This window comes from Halobellus sp. H-GB7 (assembly GCF_030848585.1).
GTDB lineage: Archaea > Halobacteriota > Halobacteria > Halobacteriales > Haloferacaceae > Haloquadratum > Haloquadratum inordinatus.
The window spans coordinates 352,297-368,685 of the sequence record NZ_JAVDDW010000003.1 but is presented as its reverse complement, the minus strand read 5'-3'; the positions used below and the strand labels follow the sequence as shown (position 1 = coordinate 368,685).

At 64.9% G+C, this 16,389-nt stretch carries 11 protein-coding genes; 6 read left to right on the top strand and 5 right to left on the bottom strand.

Annotation, left to right across the window (positions count from 1 at the left end; genetic code table 11):
- Window positions 1-130: 130 nt before the first annotated feature.
- Window positions 131-964: a bacteriorhodopsin gene (locus RBH22_RS08565; protein WP_306677228.1), complete on the top strand. Its 834-nt coding sequence runs from the start codon at window positions 131-133 to the stop codon at window positions 962-964.
- Between the two features lie 17 nt (window positions 965-981).
- Here the strand turns inward: RBH22_RS08565 and ilvA are convergent, their stop codons facing one another.
- The 4 genes from ilvA to RBH22_RS08545 all read right to left on the bottom strand — a co-directional run bounded on the left by ilvA (window position 982) and on the right by RBH22_RS08545 (window position 8,582).
- On the bottom strand, window positions 982-2,250 hold the full coding sequence (gene ilvA, locus RBH22_RS08560; RefSeq protein WP_256289317.1) for a threonine ammonia-lyase: 1,269 nt from the start codon (window positions 2,248-2,250) through the stop codon (window positions 982-984).
- Between the two features lie 80 nt (window positions 2,251-2,330).
- A complete protein-coding gene (locus RBH22_RS08555) occupies window positions 2,331-4,880 on the bottom strand; it encodes an FAD-dependent oxidoreductase (protein WP_306677227.1) in 2,550 nt (849 codons plus the stop codon).
- 265 nt (window positions 4,881-5,145) lie between these two features.
- Entirely contained in the window at window positions 5,146-7,722 is a 2,577-nt protein-coding gene (locus tag RBH22_RS08550; RefSeq protein WP_306677226.1) for an FAD-dependent oxidoreductase, read from the bottom strand.
- A gap of 122 nt (window positions 7,723-7,844) precedes the next feature.
- Window positions 7,845-8,582 carry a creatininase family protein gene (locus RBH22_RS08545; RefSeq protein ID WP_306677225.1) on the bottom strand — a complete coding sequence of 246 codons (738 nt, stop codon included), beginning with the start codon at window positions 8,580-8,582 and terminating at the stop codon, window positions 7,845-7,847.
- 185 nt (window positions 8,583-8,767) lie between these two features.
- Here RBH22_RS08545 and RBH22_RS08540 point away from each other — a divergent pair, with 185 nt between their 5' ends.
- The 5 genes from RBH22_RS08540 to RBH22_RS08520 all read left to right on the top strand — a co-directional run bounded on the left by RBH22_RS08540 (window position 8,768) and on the right by RBH22_RS08520 (window position 14,799).
- A complete protein-coding gene (locus tag RBH22_RS08540; RefSeq protein ID WP_306677224.1) occupies window positions 8,768-9,718 on the top strand; it encodes a succinylglutamate desuccinylase/aspartoacylase family protein in 951 nt (316 codons plus the stop codon).
- 75 nt (window positions 9,719-9,793) lie between these two features.
- Entirely contained in the window at window positions 9,794-11,290 is a 1,497-nt protein-coding gene (locus tag RBH22_RS08535) for a hypothetical protein (RefSeq protein ID WP_306677223.1), read from the top strand.
- A 157-nt stretch (window positions 11,291-11,447) separates the two neighbouring features.
- On the top strand, window positions 11,448-12,299 hold the full coding sequence (locus tag RBH22_RS08530) for a methylenetetrahydrofolate reductase (RefSeq protein WP_256290916.1): 852 nt from the start codon (window positions 11,448-11,450) through the stop codon (window positions 12,297-12,299).
- 327 nt (window positions 12,300-12,626) lie between these two features.
- Window positions 12,627-13,874: a serine hydroxymethyltransferase gene (gene glyA / locus RBH22_RS08525; protein WP_306677222.1), complete on the top strand. Its 1,248-nt coding sequence runs from the start codon at window positions 12,627-12,629 to the stop codon at window positions 13,872-13,874.
- Window positions 13,875-13,980: 106 nt separating this feature from the next.
- Window positions 13,981-14,799, top strand: a complete 819-nt coding sequence (locus RBH22_RS08520; RefSeq protein ID WP_306677221.1) for a universal stress protein — start codon at window positions 13,981-13,983, stop codon at window positions 14,797-14,799.
- A gap of 123 nt (window positions 14,800-14,922) precedes the next feature.
- Here RBH22_RS08520 and RBH22_RS08515 read toward each other — a convergent pair whose 3' ends face one another.
- Window positions 14,923-16,302, bottom strand: coding sequence for an aminomethyl transferase family protein (locus RBH22_RS08515; RefSeq protein ID WP_121571100.1), 1,380 nt, complete (start codon window positions 16,300-16,302; stop codon window positions 14,923-14,925).
- Window positions 16,303-16,389 lie beyond the last annotated feature (87 nt).

The following is a 16,389-nucleotide window of genomic DNA, read 5'->3' as shown; positions in this document are numbered from 1 at the left end:
CTGAGATATAATCTCTTTGGCTGACTCGACGGTTAGATATAGCATATACGGACAACCCAACAATAATTTGGCCATAAACTGTTTGTATGCCAATTATTTATTTACGCTCTCCCCTCCTGATGGACTTCGTATGTCACCGACAGCCATCGACAGCCTACGGATCGGAGTGCTTCAAGCGACACAGGCGGACGCGTTCTCACAGATCCAACGTGACGTCCTGTTGAGTTCGTCGCTGTGGTTGAACGTCGCGCTGGCCGGACTCTCCATCCTGTTATTCGTGTATATGGGACGGAACGTCTCGGACGGTCGGGCGCGGCTCATCTGGGGGGCGACCCTGATGATCCCGCTCGTGTCGCTGTCGAGTTACCTCGGACTTCTCTCTGGGCTCACCGTCGGCTTCATCGAGATGCCGGCCGGGCACGCGCTGGCCGGTGAGGAGGTAATGAGTCAGTGGGGCCGCTACCTCACGTGGGCGCTTTCGACGCCGATGATCCTCCTCGCGCTCGGACTGCTCGCCGACGTCGACAGGGGGAGCCTGTTCACGGTCATCGCCGCCGACATTGCGATGTGCGTGACGGGGCTGGCCGCGGCGCTCGTCACCTCCTCGTACCTGTTCCGCTGGCTGTTCTACCTCGTTAGTTGCGCGTTCTTCGTAGTGGTCCTCTACGCGCTGTTAGTCGAGTGGTCCGCCGACGCCGCAGCGGCGGGGACAGACGAGATTTTCGGCACGCTCCGGGTGCTGACAGTCGTGCTGTGGCTCGGCTACCCGATCATCTGGGCCGTCGGCGTCGAAGGGTTCGCGCTCGTCCAGTCGGTCGGCCTGACCTCCTGGGGCTACTCGGCGCTCGACATCCTCGCGAAGTACGTCTTCGCGTTCCTGCTCCTGCGCTGGGTCGCCGCGAACGAGGGGACGGTGGGCGCCTCCGCAGGCGCAACGAGCGGCGCGGCGCTCGGTGACGACTGAGCCGGAATCTCAGTCCCTTATGCCGTCGCACGGGTCACGTCATCGACGCTGTACTCCTCGGCTTCGATCGCGTCGACGATCGAGGCGGCGTGCTCCGCACCGCTCGTTTCCACGGTGAACACGAGGTACGCCTCGCCGACTTCAAGATCCTCGACGGAACGGTCGTGTCGTACGTCGTGGATGTTCGCGCCCTGGTCGGCGATGATCCCGGAGAGGTCCTCCATCTTTCCGGGGCGGTCGTCGATCCTGACCCGGAGGCGGATGCGCTGCTTCCGCTGGGTCAGCGCGTGGACGAGAACGGTCTGGAGCTGCGTCATATCGAGATTGCCACCGCAGAGCAGCGGCATCACCGTCTCGTCGGTGACGTCGAGGTCGTCACTCAGCAGCGCGGCGACGGAGGCCGCGCCCGCGCCCTCGACGACCTGCTTCGCCCGCTCCATCAGGAACAAGATCGCCTGGGCGATTTCGGTGTCGGTGACGGTCACGACCTCGTCGACGTTCTCCTGGATGATCCGCAGCGTCGTCTCGGAGATGCCGCCGGTCGCGATGCCGTCGGCGATGGTGTCGACCTCCTCTAGCGTGACCGGGATGCCCTTGTCGAGGCTCTCGTGGACTGTCTCCGCGCCGGTCGCTTGCACGCCGACGACCCGCGTCTCCGGCGAGAGATGCTTCATCGCAGTCGAGACGCCGCTGATCAGTCCGCCGCCGCCGATCGGAACGATGACCGTGTCGACGTCCGGGCAGTCGTGGTACATCTCAGTTCCGAGTGTGCCCTGTCCGGCGATGATGTCGGTGTCGTCGTAGGCGTGGACGAACTCCGCGTCGCTGTCCTCGACGGCGGCTTGGGCGTGCGCCATCGTCTCTTGGAAGTCTTTGCCCACCAACTCGACGGTCGCGCCGTAGCTCCGCGTCGCGTCGACCTTCGCCTGCGGCGCGTCGACCGGCATATAGATCGTCGAATCCGCGCCGCACTTCGTCGCCGCGAGCGCGACGCCCTGGGCGTGGTTGCCGGCGCTGGCGGCGATGAACTCTGTGACGCCGTTTGCGACGTCCTGGCTGATCTTGTTGTACGCGCCGCGAGTCTTGAACGATCCCGTCCACTGGAGGTGCTCCATCTTCAGGTGCACCTCCGCGTCGACGAGGTTGCCGAGCGACGTGCTCACCTCGACTGGCGTCTGTTTGACGACGGTGTCGTCGTCGAGGCGCTCGCGCGCACGTTCAATGTCCACATATTGCACGGGCAGTTCGTCGGGTTCGGACTCGGAGTTCGTCTCTGTCTCAGTCATCGTCTGTTTTGGATCGGTGATTCGCTCCCGCGCGGCCAGAATGGCCGCTTCGGGAGGTGTGTCCGCTCGTTTCTCGCTTCTTATCTGATGATCTTGTCGCGGCCGGCGTCGAACAGCGGTTCGTCCCGGACGGTCGCGTCGTACACCTCGCCTTCGCACTCCACTTGGACGGCGGTGCCGGCGTCGGTGTACTCCGTCGGGAGGTACGTGTACGCGATCGACTCGCCGATGGTGTAGCCGAAGTCGGCCGCCTGCACGTAGCCGACGGCTTCGCCGTCGACGAGGACCGGCCGACCGCTCAGCAGGATGTCCGTCGAGTCGTCGAGCGTGATCGGCGTGATCTCGTTGTCGATGCCTTCGGCCTTCGCGGCTTCGAGCGCTTCCTTCCCGACGAAGTCGGTGTCGAGGTCGACGGCGAACGAGAGGCCGGCCTCGTAGGGGTTCGCGTCGGTGTCGATGTCGGTTCCCCAGAGTCGATAGCCCTTCTCCAAGCGCATCGATTCGAGCGCGCCGCCGCCCATCGGCCGCACGTCGAGGTCCTGGCCGGCCTCCCAGAGGGTCTGCCAGAGGCGCTGGCCGTACTCGGTGGGCGCCCACAGCTCCCAGCCGAGTTCGCCCACGTAGGAGACGCGCAGCGCGATCACGGGCACCTCGCCGACGTAGATCTGCTTCGCGCTGAAGTACGGGAAGCCGCTGTTGGAGACGTCGGCGTCGGTGACGCGCTGCAGCAGCAGTCGGGACTGCGGCCCCCACAGCCCGATCGTGCTTTTCGCACCCTCCTCGATGTTCACCGAGACCGTCTCGGGGGCGCGTTCCTTCAGCCACCCGCCGTGGATGCCCGGAGAGTTGCCGCCGCCGGTGGTGACCATATACCGATCGTCGTCGAGGCCGACGACCGTCACGTCCGCGAGGATGCCGCCGCCCTCGTTCAATAGCAGCGAGTACCGCACGTCGCCGACGCCGACGTCGACGTCGTTGCTACACATCCGCTGGAGGAAGTCGCCCGCGTCCGCGCCCTCGACGACGATGCTGCTGAAGGATGTCATATCGAACATCGACACCGCGTCGCGGGTGTGGAGGTGCTCGGCCCCTTCGATCTTCGAGCGGTTGATGCCCTGCCAGCCGTCCTGGTCGGGGAGTTGCTCTTCGTACTCCTCGAGGAGGTCGGCGTTGTGCTCGTACCACTGCGCGGACTCCCAGCCGCCGGACTGGTAGAACTCCGCGCCCAGTTCCTTCTGCTGGTGGTAGAACGGACTCGTCCGAAGCGGGCGGTGCTCCTCGGGCTGCCAGCGCGGCTCGACGATGCTGTAGACCTGCTCGTAGCGCTTTGCGCCCTTGTCGACGAAGTAGTCTTTCTCGCCGGCGTGCGGCTCGAAGCGCCGGACGTGGACGCCGCCGGTGTCGACCGGTCCGGAGGGGAGGCGGGGAACGCCGTTCTCCATCCACTCGGCGACGATCCGCCCGTAGCCGCCGGAGTGCGTCCACCAGATCGCGAGCGCGCTCCAGAGACCGTCGACGCTCGCCGTCGGCCCGACCGCGGGCATTCCGTCGGGCGTGAACACGAAGATGCCGTTCTCGGTCATCTCATACTCCTTATCGGCCGTCGCCGGCAGCAGTTCGTCGAAGGCCTGCTTCGGAGACTTCTCGCGGCCGGGATGCGTCGGCTTCTCCCAGTGCTCCTTCGTGAAGCCGCGGACCGAGGACTGCTGGTCCTCTGTGTTCTTCCCCATCGCGTCGGGGTCGACCGAGAGCGCCTCGTGGTTGTACGACCCCATCCCGATCGACTTCCCGTGCGTCCGGAAGTACAGCGAGTTGTCCTGGTCGCGACCCACGGGTCGGTGCGGGGCCTCGCTCATATACTCCTGAATGTCGCGGTTCCCGGGCACGTCGAGCCCCTCGGTGTTCTTGCCGACGCCCGAGCCGACGCCGCCGAGTTCTTCCATCTCCTCGGTGACGACGTACTGGTGTTCGACCGGCGCGATCGGGATGTCGAGGCCGGCCATCTGGGCCGTCTGATAGCCCCAGTTGTTCGTCGCCATCACGCAGCGCTCGCATTCGATCGTGCCGCGATCAGTCTCGACCGCATTGATCTCGCCGCCCGCGACGTCGAGATCCGTCACTTCGGTGTTGCCGTAGAAGTCTGCGTCGGAGTGCTCCATATACCACTGTAGGGCCGATATCCCGTCGACGCGGCCGTCAGTCGGAGAGTAGTAGCCGCCGAGAATCTCGTCTTCGTTTACGAGCGGGAAGTGTTCTGTGACCTCCTCGGGCGTGAGCAGTTCCGGCTCGGGGAGACCGTAGGAGGTCGCCCACTCGACGCGGCGCTGCAGGAAGTCCATCCGCTCTTCGCTGCGGGCGAGTTCGATGCCGCCGACTTCGTTGTAGACGCCGGCGTCAGAGAGGAGCCGGCTCGTGTAGTACGCCGCTTTCGTCTGGATCTTCGAGGGCGACGTCTGGAACATAATCCCCGGCGCGTGCACCGACGAGCCGCCGGTGACGGGCAGCGGTCCCTGATCGACGACGACGACGTCTTCGGCACCCAACTCGCTCAAATGATAGGCGACACTGCAGCCGACCGCCCCAGCCCCGATCACGACGGTCTCTGCGTTCGATGGAAACTCTGTGCTCATAGTTCTCGTCCGAGGGTGACTCTGTCACGATTATAAAGACAACGGTGGCTCAGATTCCGAACTTGGCGAAAGACGACGGAGAACGACTCAAAACACCGATTTCGGAGGGAATGGATTCGATACTCGACCAGAAACTAGCGCGTGGGCGCGAACCACAGCGTGACAGCCCACCGATACGACGGGGAGCGGCAGCTCTAGTCGATGAGCGATAAAATGCGTCAGCGTATGCGTGGAAGCGGGCGTGAAGGCGGGGAAGCGAGCGCGCTTACAGTAGCGGTTCCTCGCGGACCGTCGCCTCGTAGCGGTCGCCCTCGTAGAGAATCTCGACGTCTGTTCCGGGTTCGGCGTACTCCGGCGGGAGGTACGTATAGGCGATGCACGCGCCGACGGCGTAGCCGTACTCGGCGCTGTGGACGTACCCGAGCGTCTCGTCCTCACCGGGCGCGAACACGGGGCGATGCGGCAGGACCGTCTCGTCCTCGTCGTCGAGCGTCAGGCAGGCCACCTCGTGGTCGATGTTCTCGCCTTCGGCGGCTGCAGCGACGGCCTCCTTCCCGATGAAGTCGGTGTCGAGGTCGACGGCCCAACCGAGACCGGCCTCGTAGGGGTTGTGTTCGGTGTGCAGGTCGTGACCCCACAGGCGGAAGCCCTTCTCGATGCGGAGCGCGTCGAGCGCACCGTTGCCGTACGGTCGGATCCCGTACTCTTCGCCCGCATCGAGCAGAATCTCCCAGAGCCGTTCGCCGTACTCCGAGGGCGTGTAGAACTCCCAGCCGAGTTCGCCGGCGTAGGAGACGCGCAGCGCCGTCACGGGCACGTTCTTCACGAAGAACTCCTGGCTCGTGAAGAACGGGAAGGCGTCGTCGGAGAGGTCGACGTCTGTGACCTTCGAGAGCACCTTCCGCGCGTTCGGCCCGGTACAGACCATCGCCGCGTAACTGGAGGTGACGTCGTTGACGACGACGCTCTCGGGCGACTGCTGGCGGACCCACGCGACGTGGTTGTTTCCGACCTCACGGCCGGTCGTCAAGAGGAGATAACGGTCCTCGTCGGTTCGAGTGACCGTGATGTCGGCGCGGACGCCGCCCGCCTCGTTGCACATCAGCGTGTACTTCACGTCGCCGACGTCGATGTCCATATCGTTCGTACAGAGGTACTGAACGAACTCGCCGGCGTCCTCACCGACGACCTCCATCTTGTTGAAGGAGGTCATATCGTGGAGACCGACGTTCTCGCGGACGTTCAGGGCTTCTGCACCCTCGATCGGTGACCAGTACTTGCCGGTCCACTCGTCGCGCTCGGGGATCTGCTCGCCGTACTCCGCCAGCAGATCGGCGTTCGAGTCGAACCACTGTGGCTCCTCCCAGCCGGCTTCGGCCCACAGCTCGGCGTCGCGCTCCTTGTGGGAGTGATACATCGGCGTCCGCCGGATGTCCCGCTGGTGCTCGGTCCACACCCATTTGGGGTGCATTATGTTGTAGACGATGCGGTACTCCTCGCCGCCGATGTCGCGGGTGAAGTCCCAACTGCCCTCGTGCTCGTCGAAGCGGTTGACGTCGCAGTGTGCCAGATCCATCGGGTCGCCGTCGAGTCGGGGCACGCCGTTCTCCATCCACTCTGCGAGTGCCTTGGCCGCGCCGCCGGCGTGCGTGACCCAGATCGCCGTCGCGCTCCAGAGCCCGTCGTACTTCTCGACGGGGCCGAGAATCGGGAGCCCGTTCGGCGACTCCGAGAACATCCCGTTGTATTTGAACTCTAGTTCTTTGCCCTCGGTGGCGGGGAGGAGTTCGTCGCTGGCCTGCCGCGGCGCTTTGTCCGGGCGGTCCGGGTGCGTCGCGTTGTTCATGTGGTAATCGGTGAACTCGTGGACCGAGCCCTGCTCGCCGTCGGGGTCGTTACCGCCGAGTTCCTGTGGGTCCGGCACGATCGACTCGTGGTTGTACGAGCCGATCCCGTAGGCGTCGCCGTGGTTCCGGAAGTACATCGCGTTGTCCTGATCGCGCAGGATCGGCCGATCCGGCCCCACGAGGAGCCGCTTCGCCTTCTCGCCGGAGACGTTCTCGTAGTTCTCGAACAGCGGGTGGTCGGTGACGTCGACCGCGCTGTCTGCGAGTTCCTCCAGCGACTCGGTCACCGTGTACTGGTGTTCGACCGGCGCGACTGGGAGGTGGACGCCGAGCTTCTCGCCGAGCTGTCGCGCCCAGATGTTGGTCGCGATGACGACCTCATCGCACTCGATCGTCCCGTTCTCGGTGACGACGGCCTGCACCTCGCCGCCCGCTGTCTCGACGTCCTCCGTCCGCGTGTGGGGGACGAACTGCGCGCCGCGGTCCATCGCCTCCCGGGCGAGCGCGTCACAGGCGACGACCCCCGACACCTGTCCGTCGGTCGGGGAGTAGTAGCCGCCGAGGATCTCGTCTTCGTTCACGAGCGGGAGGTGCTCAGTGACCTCCTCGGGCGAGAGCAACTGCGGATCGTCGATCCCCCACGCCTTCGCGTGCTCGACGCGGCGCTGGAGGAACTTCATCCGCTCTTCGGTGCGGGCGACCTCGATGCCGCCGACTTCGTTGTACGCCTGCCGGCCGTCCGCGCCTTCGAGATCAGAGTAGACGCGGCGGCTGTAGTCGGCGAACTGCGAGAGCTCCTTCGGTTCGGCCGTCTGGAACATAATCCCGGGCGCGTGCGTCGAGGACCCGCCGGTGGTCGGCATCGGTCCCTGATCGACGACGACGACGTCGTCCCGGCCGAGCGCCGTCAGCTGGTACGCGAGGTTGCAGCCGACGATCCCGGCTCCGACGATGACTGTCCCAGCCTGATTCGGCACGCTGTCTGTCGAATCCATTCTCGTCCGGAGGTGACTGTGTGCCGCACATATAGGTGTCGCCCGCGTCGATTTCCGCTCTCGACACGTCGTTCGTCCGAGCGGTCCTGGCTCAACACGACTCGGATATTACACGTTATGCTCTACCCGTCGATCCGGGCCTGCGGGTCGCGTTCGCGGACGGCGTCGAGGAGTTTACAGAGCGCTGCCGCCGACAGGTCCAGCAGTTCCTCGCCGAGGTCCGCGCTCGACTCGCGGGGGTCGCCGACGACGCCGTTCTCGGTGAACTCGTGGGAGTCGACCGCGAGGTTGACGCGGCCCTGCCAGTCACCCCAGCGGTCGCTGCCGCCGTCTGCGGCCTCTTCGAGGCGATCCTCGTGGACGGTCTCGGGGTTCGCGTGCCGGAGCAGCGAGGTTTCGAGCGGCCCGGCGTGGCCCATCTCGGAGGTGTGCTCGTCGACCTCGTCGAACCACGTGAACGGGACGGCGTACGCATCGTCGTGGCGGACGATCCGGGCCGTGACCTCTCGGAGGGCTGCGATATTCCCACCGTGGCCGTTGACGACGACAACGCGGTCCCAGCCGTGGGACGCGAGGCTTCCGACGACGTCGCGGACGTACGATCGGAACGTCGACTCCGTCGTCCAGAGCGTCCCGGAAAACTCGCGGTGTTCCTCGGCGATTCCGACCGGGATCGCGGGCGCGACGACGACCGGATCGTCGTACTGCTCGGCGGCCGCGTCGGCGACGGCCTCGGCGTCGAGGGTGTCGGTACCGAGCGGCGCGTGTGGTCCGTGTTGTTCGGTGCTGCCGACGGGGAGCAGCGCGAGATCCGTCTCGGCGTCCGCTACGTCGGTCCACGTCTCGGTCTCCAGATGCATATCCGAACGGTCGCCCAGGGCTGGGATAAACGTACGGCTCGTTCGTGTCGGCCGCGGGCCAGCCCGTCTATTTCTCGCCCCCGCCCGATCTGCCGATTTCTCGTCCGCGACCCAACGCACTGTTTCCCCCGCCGCCGACCTGCGCCGAACCCGGGATTTTTGTCCCGGCGACGTGGCCACCGCGTATGGACTACGAGCCCGTGACACACACGACGACCGACCGGCGTCTCGGTTATTTCCCCTCCGGCCGCGACATCTCCGTGACCGTTCACCGCTACAGCGGCGGCGACGGCCCGACGGTCTTCGTCCAGGCGGCCCAGCACGGCATCGAACTCAACGGCCCCGCGGCGCTCCGTCGCCTGCATAGCCGCCTCACAGACGCCGATTTTGCGGGATCGGTCGTCGCCGTCCCGGTCGTCAACTCGATCGCCTTCGATCACCGCTCGTATCTGACGCCCGAGGCGTACGACGCGCTGAACTCGAACTTCAACCGCATCTGGCCCGGCGACGCCGACGGCAGCTTTCAAGAACGGCTGGTCGCGGGCGTCTGGCCGCTCGTCGAGGCCGCCGACGTCGCGATCGACCTCCACACCGGGACGCCCGAGATGCTCGAACACGTCCGATTCCGGCAGTCGGACCCGATGGCCGAGACACTCGCGGAAGCGTTCGGCACCGAGTTCCTCCTCGCCGACGACGATCCGATCGACGAAGACGACGACTTCACCGGGAAGTTCCGACTCGCCGCGGCGCGGGCCGGCGTGCCGGCGATCACTGCGGAGCTATCGAACAGTCGGACGGTCCGGCGGCCGGCCGTCCAGGCGGGCGTCGACGGCGTCTGGAACGTCCTCTGCGAACTCGATGTCGTGGACGACGCCGCCGAACCGGCCGCCGAACAGCGCCGCCTCCGCGACGACGCCCCGCGAGTCGTCGCCGACGACTCTGGCCTCTTCGAACTCCGGGCGGATCTCGGGGTCGGCGACGTGGTCGACGCCGGTGAAGAACTCGGTGCCGTCTTCGATCCGTCGTCGTTCGAACGGCTGGCTACGGTCACCGCGAGTGCCTCCGGCGTCATCTACTCTGTGGCGCGCGGCGGGGTCGTCGTCGCGGGCGAGCGCATCGCGAGCATCGCGACTTAGTCCTGATATTTGAATGCCCTCAGCATTCCGCACACACCGTTAACCAATCACAATGTGTTAGATGCTATCAGTGATATGGCGATGCAGCCCCACTTCTCGTTTGACGCCCTCTCGTGTGTGATCGAACAGCTCGGCTCTGAGGGCCGATCCGTTCGCCGGGCCGAAGCGGCCGCGGGGGGAGACGAGGACGAGACACTGCGCGCCACAGTCGACGTTTCGGTACCGCTCTGTGGCGCGTCGGGAAACTCGTCGCTCGAACCCATCTCGGCCTCGACGGACGGCGACGGTCTCTGCGTTTCCTTCGATCTGACGGCGCTCTCGGACTCCTCTGGCGACCAGTTGACGGACGGCTGCGCCGACGATTTGACCGTCTCTACTCGTCCGACCGACGCTCGTCTCGACGACGGCGCGGTACTGGTCACGCTCGACGTCGCGATCGGATCAGACGTGACCGACGCCGCCTCCGAGCACACAGCCGCGACGGACGAACGATCTACCACTGCCCACGCATCGACCGCAAATACGGCCGTGACGACGGCCGAGACTGCCGATTCATCGCGTACAGCAGATGCGTCGGGGTCGGCCGGGAGGTCGCTGTCGGAGGGACGCTCGGATCGAACGACGACCGACCGCGCTACGACGGCAGACCGCGCGACGACGGTCTTCGGCGGCGTGCCCGCAGCAGCCGCGAGCGGGCCGAACTCCGAGACACCTCTCGCGGCGGGATCCGACCGCCCGTCGGGCGAAACCGAACAGACGACCGCGGCCGCGACCGATTCTGCGGCCGTCGATTCCGCTCTCCCGACGAACGAGGAACAGACCGCCACCGTGCGGGAAGAAGAACGCGACGCTGCCGCGAGTGATGACGGGACTGACGCCGCAGACGACGCTGCGTCGGCGCTGTCGGCCGCCCGTGACGACTCGGTCCCGCCGTACGAGGACGTCGAGTATCTGCGTTGTCTCTACGACGTCTGCGAGACGTTCGCGGAGATGAGCGAGCGCATCGAGATGGACGTCTCCGCCGAGACCGTCCGCCGGTATATGATCGAAGCCGAGGTCCACTCGCCGACGTCCTACGAGACGACGGGGTCGAACCGTTCCTCGTCGACGGCGTCGCACTCCGGCGCGACGCTGGACGCCGAATCGTCCGGCGACTCGGCGCCCGACGACGACACTGCCGACGCGTCCGCATCGACTGCGGAGGCCTCGCCTTCCGGCCTAGGCTCTGACGACGGTTCGGGCGCTCCGCCCGACGCCGGGCCGTCCGTGAGCGACGGGTCCCAGAGCGACGCCGAGGCGGAGTCGCTCCCGGACGACCAGCTCGTCGCCGATGGTATCGGCCTCCCCGAGGAACTCACCCTGCACGACGTCGTCGACGCCGTCGTCGACGCTCGGACAGTTCACGAAGTCCAGCGCGAACTCGGCCTCGAACACGGCCGCACGCGCCAACTGCTCCGCCAGCTCAACGTTCTCGACCTGGTGCTCCGGCGCGTTTCGGACGACCCCGAACGACGCGTCTCCTTCGATGACGTGGCCGCACGGATCCGACAGTGCACGCCCGACGCCGCGTGAGTATCCTCGCGGGTTGCGACTGATTGCACAGCCGACCGCACGCTGTCGTGCGATCGAGTGGGTGAAGACGTGCAACCTACCGTAGCCGGCCGCTTATAAATGGGCTATGAGTGTCACCCACAGACAAAAGTACGTTCCTCCCTATCAAACAGTAAGTATGTCTCTGGGAGCGCAGCGCGGCACCGAGGACGGAGTGCAGTACCTGTTGAGCGAGGCTCGATTCGAGCTGATGCCGTTCGACAGCTTCGACGACGAGATCGAAGAACTACCCAACGGCGCGAGCGTGGCGATCACGACGTCGCCGCAGTTGGGCATCGAGCGCACGGTCGAGCGTTCCGAGGAGGCCGCCGCGGCGGGCTACGAGGTCGTGCCGCACGTGGCCGCCCGCTACGTCGAGGACCGCGAGCAACTCGAAGAGATCGCGCGCCGACTCACTGAGGCGGGGATCACCGACATCTTCGTTCCCGGTGGTGACAAAGAAGAACCCGGGGAATTCGAGTCCGCCTACGAACTGTTGGTCGCGCTCGATGAACTCCCCTACGACTTCGAGGAGGTCGGCATCACGGGCTATCCGGAGGGTCACGACTTCCTCTCCGAAGAGACTCTTGCAGAGGCGATGGAGAAGAAAGCGCCGTACGCGACGTACATCGTGACACAGCTGTGTTACGATCCCGAGGCAATCTTGGAGTGGACCGAGGACATCCGGGCCCGCGGTATTGACCTCCCCATCGAAGTGGGGATCCCGGGCGTGATGAACTATCAGCGACTCCTGCAGATTTCACGGAAGGTCGGCGTCGGCGACTCGGTGAAGTTCCTCCGGAAGACGACCGGCATCGTGGGCTTCGTCAAACAGCTCGTCGGCTCCCGCGGGGTCTACAAGCCCGACGAACTGATCGACGGCCTCGCGCCGTACGTCGGTGACGAGGAGTACAAGTTCCGCGGCGTCCACATCTACACGTTCAATCAGACGCCCGACCTCGAGAAGTGGCGTCGCGGTCGACTCCAGTAGCGCTCTCGTTCCAGCGTCCTCGGTACGAGGCTCCCCGGGACAGCCCACGATGTCCGGTGCTCTCCGATATCTCCTAACCGCAACGTAGGGGCGTTGGAACCGCTGCTTACTTCGGAAACGGTGGGGTACGGAGGACGCTCCCCGCGGGGTCGCCGGAGCGATGACGACTACTCGGTGTGGGACCTGACTGGACTCCTCTGCGACCCTGACGTGAACGAACGATCCCACTTCGTCCGATGGCGCCCTATGTCGACACAGCCTATCGCTTTCCTATCATATTGTGTCAGAAGACAGAGTTATCCGCGGGTAGGACGCAGACGATATCGTATGACGTACGAGACTGTCGCGGCGGCCGATCCGGCCGTCGCCGAGGCGCTCGAAGGCGAGCGCACGAGACAGAACGAGACGTTAGCGATGATCGCGAGCGAGAACCACGCCTCCGAAGCCGTAATGGAGGCACAAAGCTCCGAGTTGACGAACAAGTACGCCGAGGGATACCCGGGCGAGCGGTACTACGCGGGCTGTGAGTACGCCGACGAGGTCGAGAACCTGGCGATCGAACGGGCGAAAGAGCTGTGGGGCGCAGAGCACGTCAACGTCCAACCGCATTCGGGGTCGCAGGCGAACATGGGCGTGTACCTCGCGATGTTGGAACCGGGCGATAAGATCCTCTCGCTTGACCTCACACACGGCGGGCACCTCTCGCACGGTCACCCGGCGAACTTCGCGGGGCAGACCTACGAGGTCGAACAGTACGAGGTCGACGCCGAGACGGGCTACGTCGACTACGAGGGTCTCGCCGACATCGCAGAGGAGTTCGACCCCGACATCATCGTTTCGGGGTACTCCGCGTACCCCCGCGAGGTCGACTTCGAGCGCGTGCAGGAAGTCGCAGACGACACCGACGCGTACCATCTCGCGGACATCGCACACATCACGGGCCTCGTGGCAGCGGGCGTCCACGAGTCGCCGGTCGGTGTCGCGGACTTCGTCACTGGCTCGACGCACAAGACGATCCGCGCAGGTCGCGGCGGGATCATTATGTGCGACGAGGAACACGCCGACGCGATCGACAACGCGGTCTTTCCCGGCGCTCAGGGCGGCCCCCTGATGCACAACATCGCGGGCAAGGCCGTCGGATTCGGAGAGGCACTCTCCGAGGAGTTCGACGCTTACGCCGAACAGACGGTCACGAACGCCAAAGCGCTCGCCGAGACGTTCACCGAACACGGTCTCGAAGTTGTCTCCGGTGGCACGGACAACCACCTCGTGTTGGTCGACCTCCGGCCGTCCCATCCCGACACGCCCGGGAAGGACGTCGAGTCGGCGCTCGAAGAGGCCGGGATCGTGATGAACGCGAATACGGTCCCCGGCGAGACGCGCTCGGCGTTCAACCCGAGCGGCATCCGTATCGGGACGCCGGGCGTCACGACGCGTGGCTTCACCGAATCGACGTGCCGGGAGGTCGCAGACCTCATCACGCGCGTCATCGACGACCCGAACGACGAGCAGACGGTCGCCGAGGTCGCTGCGCGCGTCGACGAACTGACCGACGAGTACCCACTGTACGACTAAATCGCCCGCTCTGGTTAACACCACCCGTCTTCGCGGACACCATCGTTCTTATCAACTGAGAACAACGACCAACTTATACGGGAACATAAATTAATTATAATTCAGTATGTATCAGGTTCTCATCCCCGTCGACGACGACGAGAGTCGGGCGCTCAATCAGGCGGAATACGCCGCGAGTCTCCCTGATTCCGGATCGGACGTCGAAGCGACAGTCCTGTACGTGGTCCCGCCACGCCGTCTCGATACGGCTGAGGAGGTAGACTTCGAGGAGATCGACTCGGCGGTCGCAGCCGTCGAGTACCTCGAAGACAGTGGTGTCTCGGTCGACGGTCGCGTCGGTGACGGCGGCGTCTCCGAGGAGGTCATCCGGGTGGCAGACGAACTGGACTGCGACGAACTCGTGATGGGCGGGCGGAAGCGCTCCGGCGTCGCACAGGTCCTCCTCGGGAGTACCGTCCGCGACGTCTTCGTCTCCACGGAGCGACCAGTCACGATCACCGGCTCTGGAATGGTGTTCGAGGGCGGGTCACGCGAGGTGCTGCTCCCTGTCGATCGGAATCTGGAACGGGCGCGCCGACAGGTTGAGTACGCCACTGCGCTGCCGAACGCCGCGGAGAACGTCACGGCGACGGTGCTGTACGTCTTTCCGCACCAGGACTACCGGGGCGCGCCGCCGCACGAGTTCGAAGACGTCGAGGCGGCGGTCGAAACAGCTGATTCGCTCGAAGCGGAGGGTCTGTCCGTCGAGCGAGTCTCTATCGGTGGCGAAGTGACACGAAAGGTCCTCGAAACGGCCGAGGAACGCGAGGTCGACAGCATCGTGATGGGCGGACGGAAGCGCTCGGGCGTCCAGAAGACGCTCTTGGGCAGCATCGCACAGGACGTGATGCTCTCTGCGGACCGTCCGGTCACGCTCACTGGGTAATCGATCCAGTTTCTGCCGCTCCGGCTTCAGGTTCATCGACCGCAAAAAAACTGCTTCGTCCGCTGTGGACCGGCGTGGGAGTGCCGCCGGTGGGAGACGCTCAGACAGTGAGGGCTGACTGCTTCAGTTGTCCTGCGCTTCGGCTTCCTGCTTTGCACCCAGCTTCGCCTGTTCGCGGGCGCTCGGGTTGACCGATTCCTTGAACGGCACTTCTGCGACCGTCGCGTACACCGGCTCGCCGTCCTCTTCGGCGTACTCGTCGGGCAGGTGCACCTGGAACTCGAGGTCGAGATCGTTCTCGTAGATCTCGTCGTCGAGCGTCGCCTGCGCGGCGTCTTCGAGCTTGTCGGCGGGCACGAATCCGAGACCGATGTTCGTCTCGAGGTCCGGGTTCCACCACGGCGAGGTCATGTAGCCGCATTCCTCGTCCGTCTCCGGATCGGAGATGATCCAGAAGTCCGGCGCGTAATCGCGGATCGGCTCGCCGGCCATCTTCAGGCCGACCAGCTTGAGGTTGAACGGGTACTCGCCGCCCTCGATGAGCTCCTTCTGGCGTTCGAGTTCTTCCTTGCCGACGTAGTCGGCTTCCTTGTCGTCCGGCACCTGATAGCCCAGGTTGACCTGGAACGGCGAGGTCTCGTGGTCCATGTCCTGACCCCACGAGAGGATCCCCGCCGCGATGCGGCGGTGGTGACCGGGCGCGATCTGCATCCCGCCGTGGTCTTTGACCGATTCGAGGACCGGATCCCACACGCGCTCTGCGTTCTCCATCGCATCGCGCACGTAGATCTCGAAGCCCTTCTCGCCGGAGAAGCCGGTCTGGCTGACGAGCACCGAGGCACCGTTGATCTCGGCCTCCATCAGGCCGTAGTACGGAATCTCGGAGACTTCCTCGCCGACGACTTCGACCATCACGTCCTCGGAGAGCGGTCCCTGGATCTGCATCGGGGCGACGTCGATTTCGTCGACTTCGACGTCGAAGTTCTTCCCGACGTTGACGCCCTGGATCCACTGCATCAGCGTCGAGTCCGAGATAGAGAACCAGAACTCGTCTTCTTCGACGCGGAGCAGAATCGGGTCGTTGAGGATGCCGCCGTCCTCGTTGCAGAGAATGACGTACTTGCCGTTCATCGGCTCGATTTCGGTGGCATCACGCGTGATGAGGTAGTTCGTGAGTTCCTCGGCGTCCGGGCCTTTCACGCGGATCTGCCGTTCGACGGCGACGTCCCACAGCGTTACCTTCTCGGTAAGCGCTTCGTACTCGGCCATCGCACCGCCGTCTTCTGGCTCGACGAGGCCGCGCGGGTGATAGATACGGTTGTACACCGAACACCGCCAGGCTCCTTCCTCGTTGAACGACTTATCGAAGAAGGGGGACTTTCGAACGCGGGTCGAGACCAGCATCTGGATCCCCGGATCTCCGGTCTGTCGGAGGTTCCGCGGGAGCGTTCTGTCGGATTGATCGATACTCGGATGATTTGGGTGTTCGTAGTCCCCTGACATCCAATAAACGATGTTATCAAACCCCAATAAAAGATCACCCTGATAGTACCGTGCTTTTATTTGCCACTGCTTAGCACGGGACATATC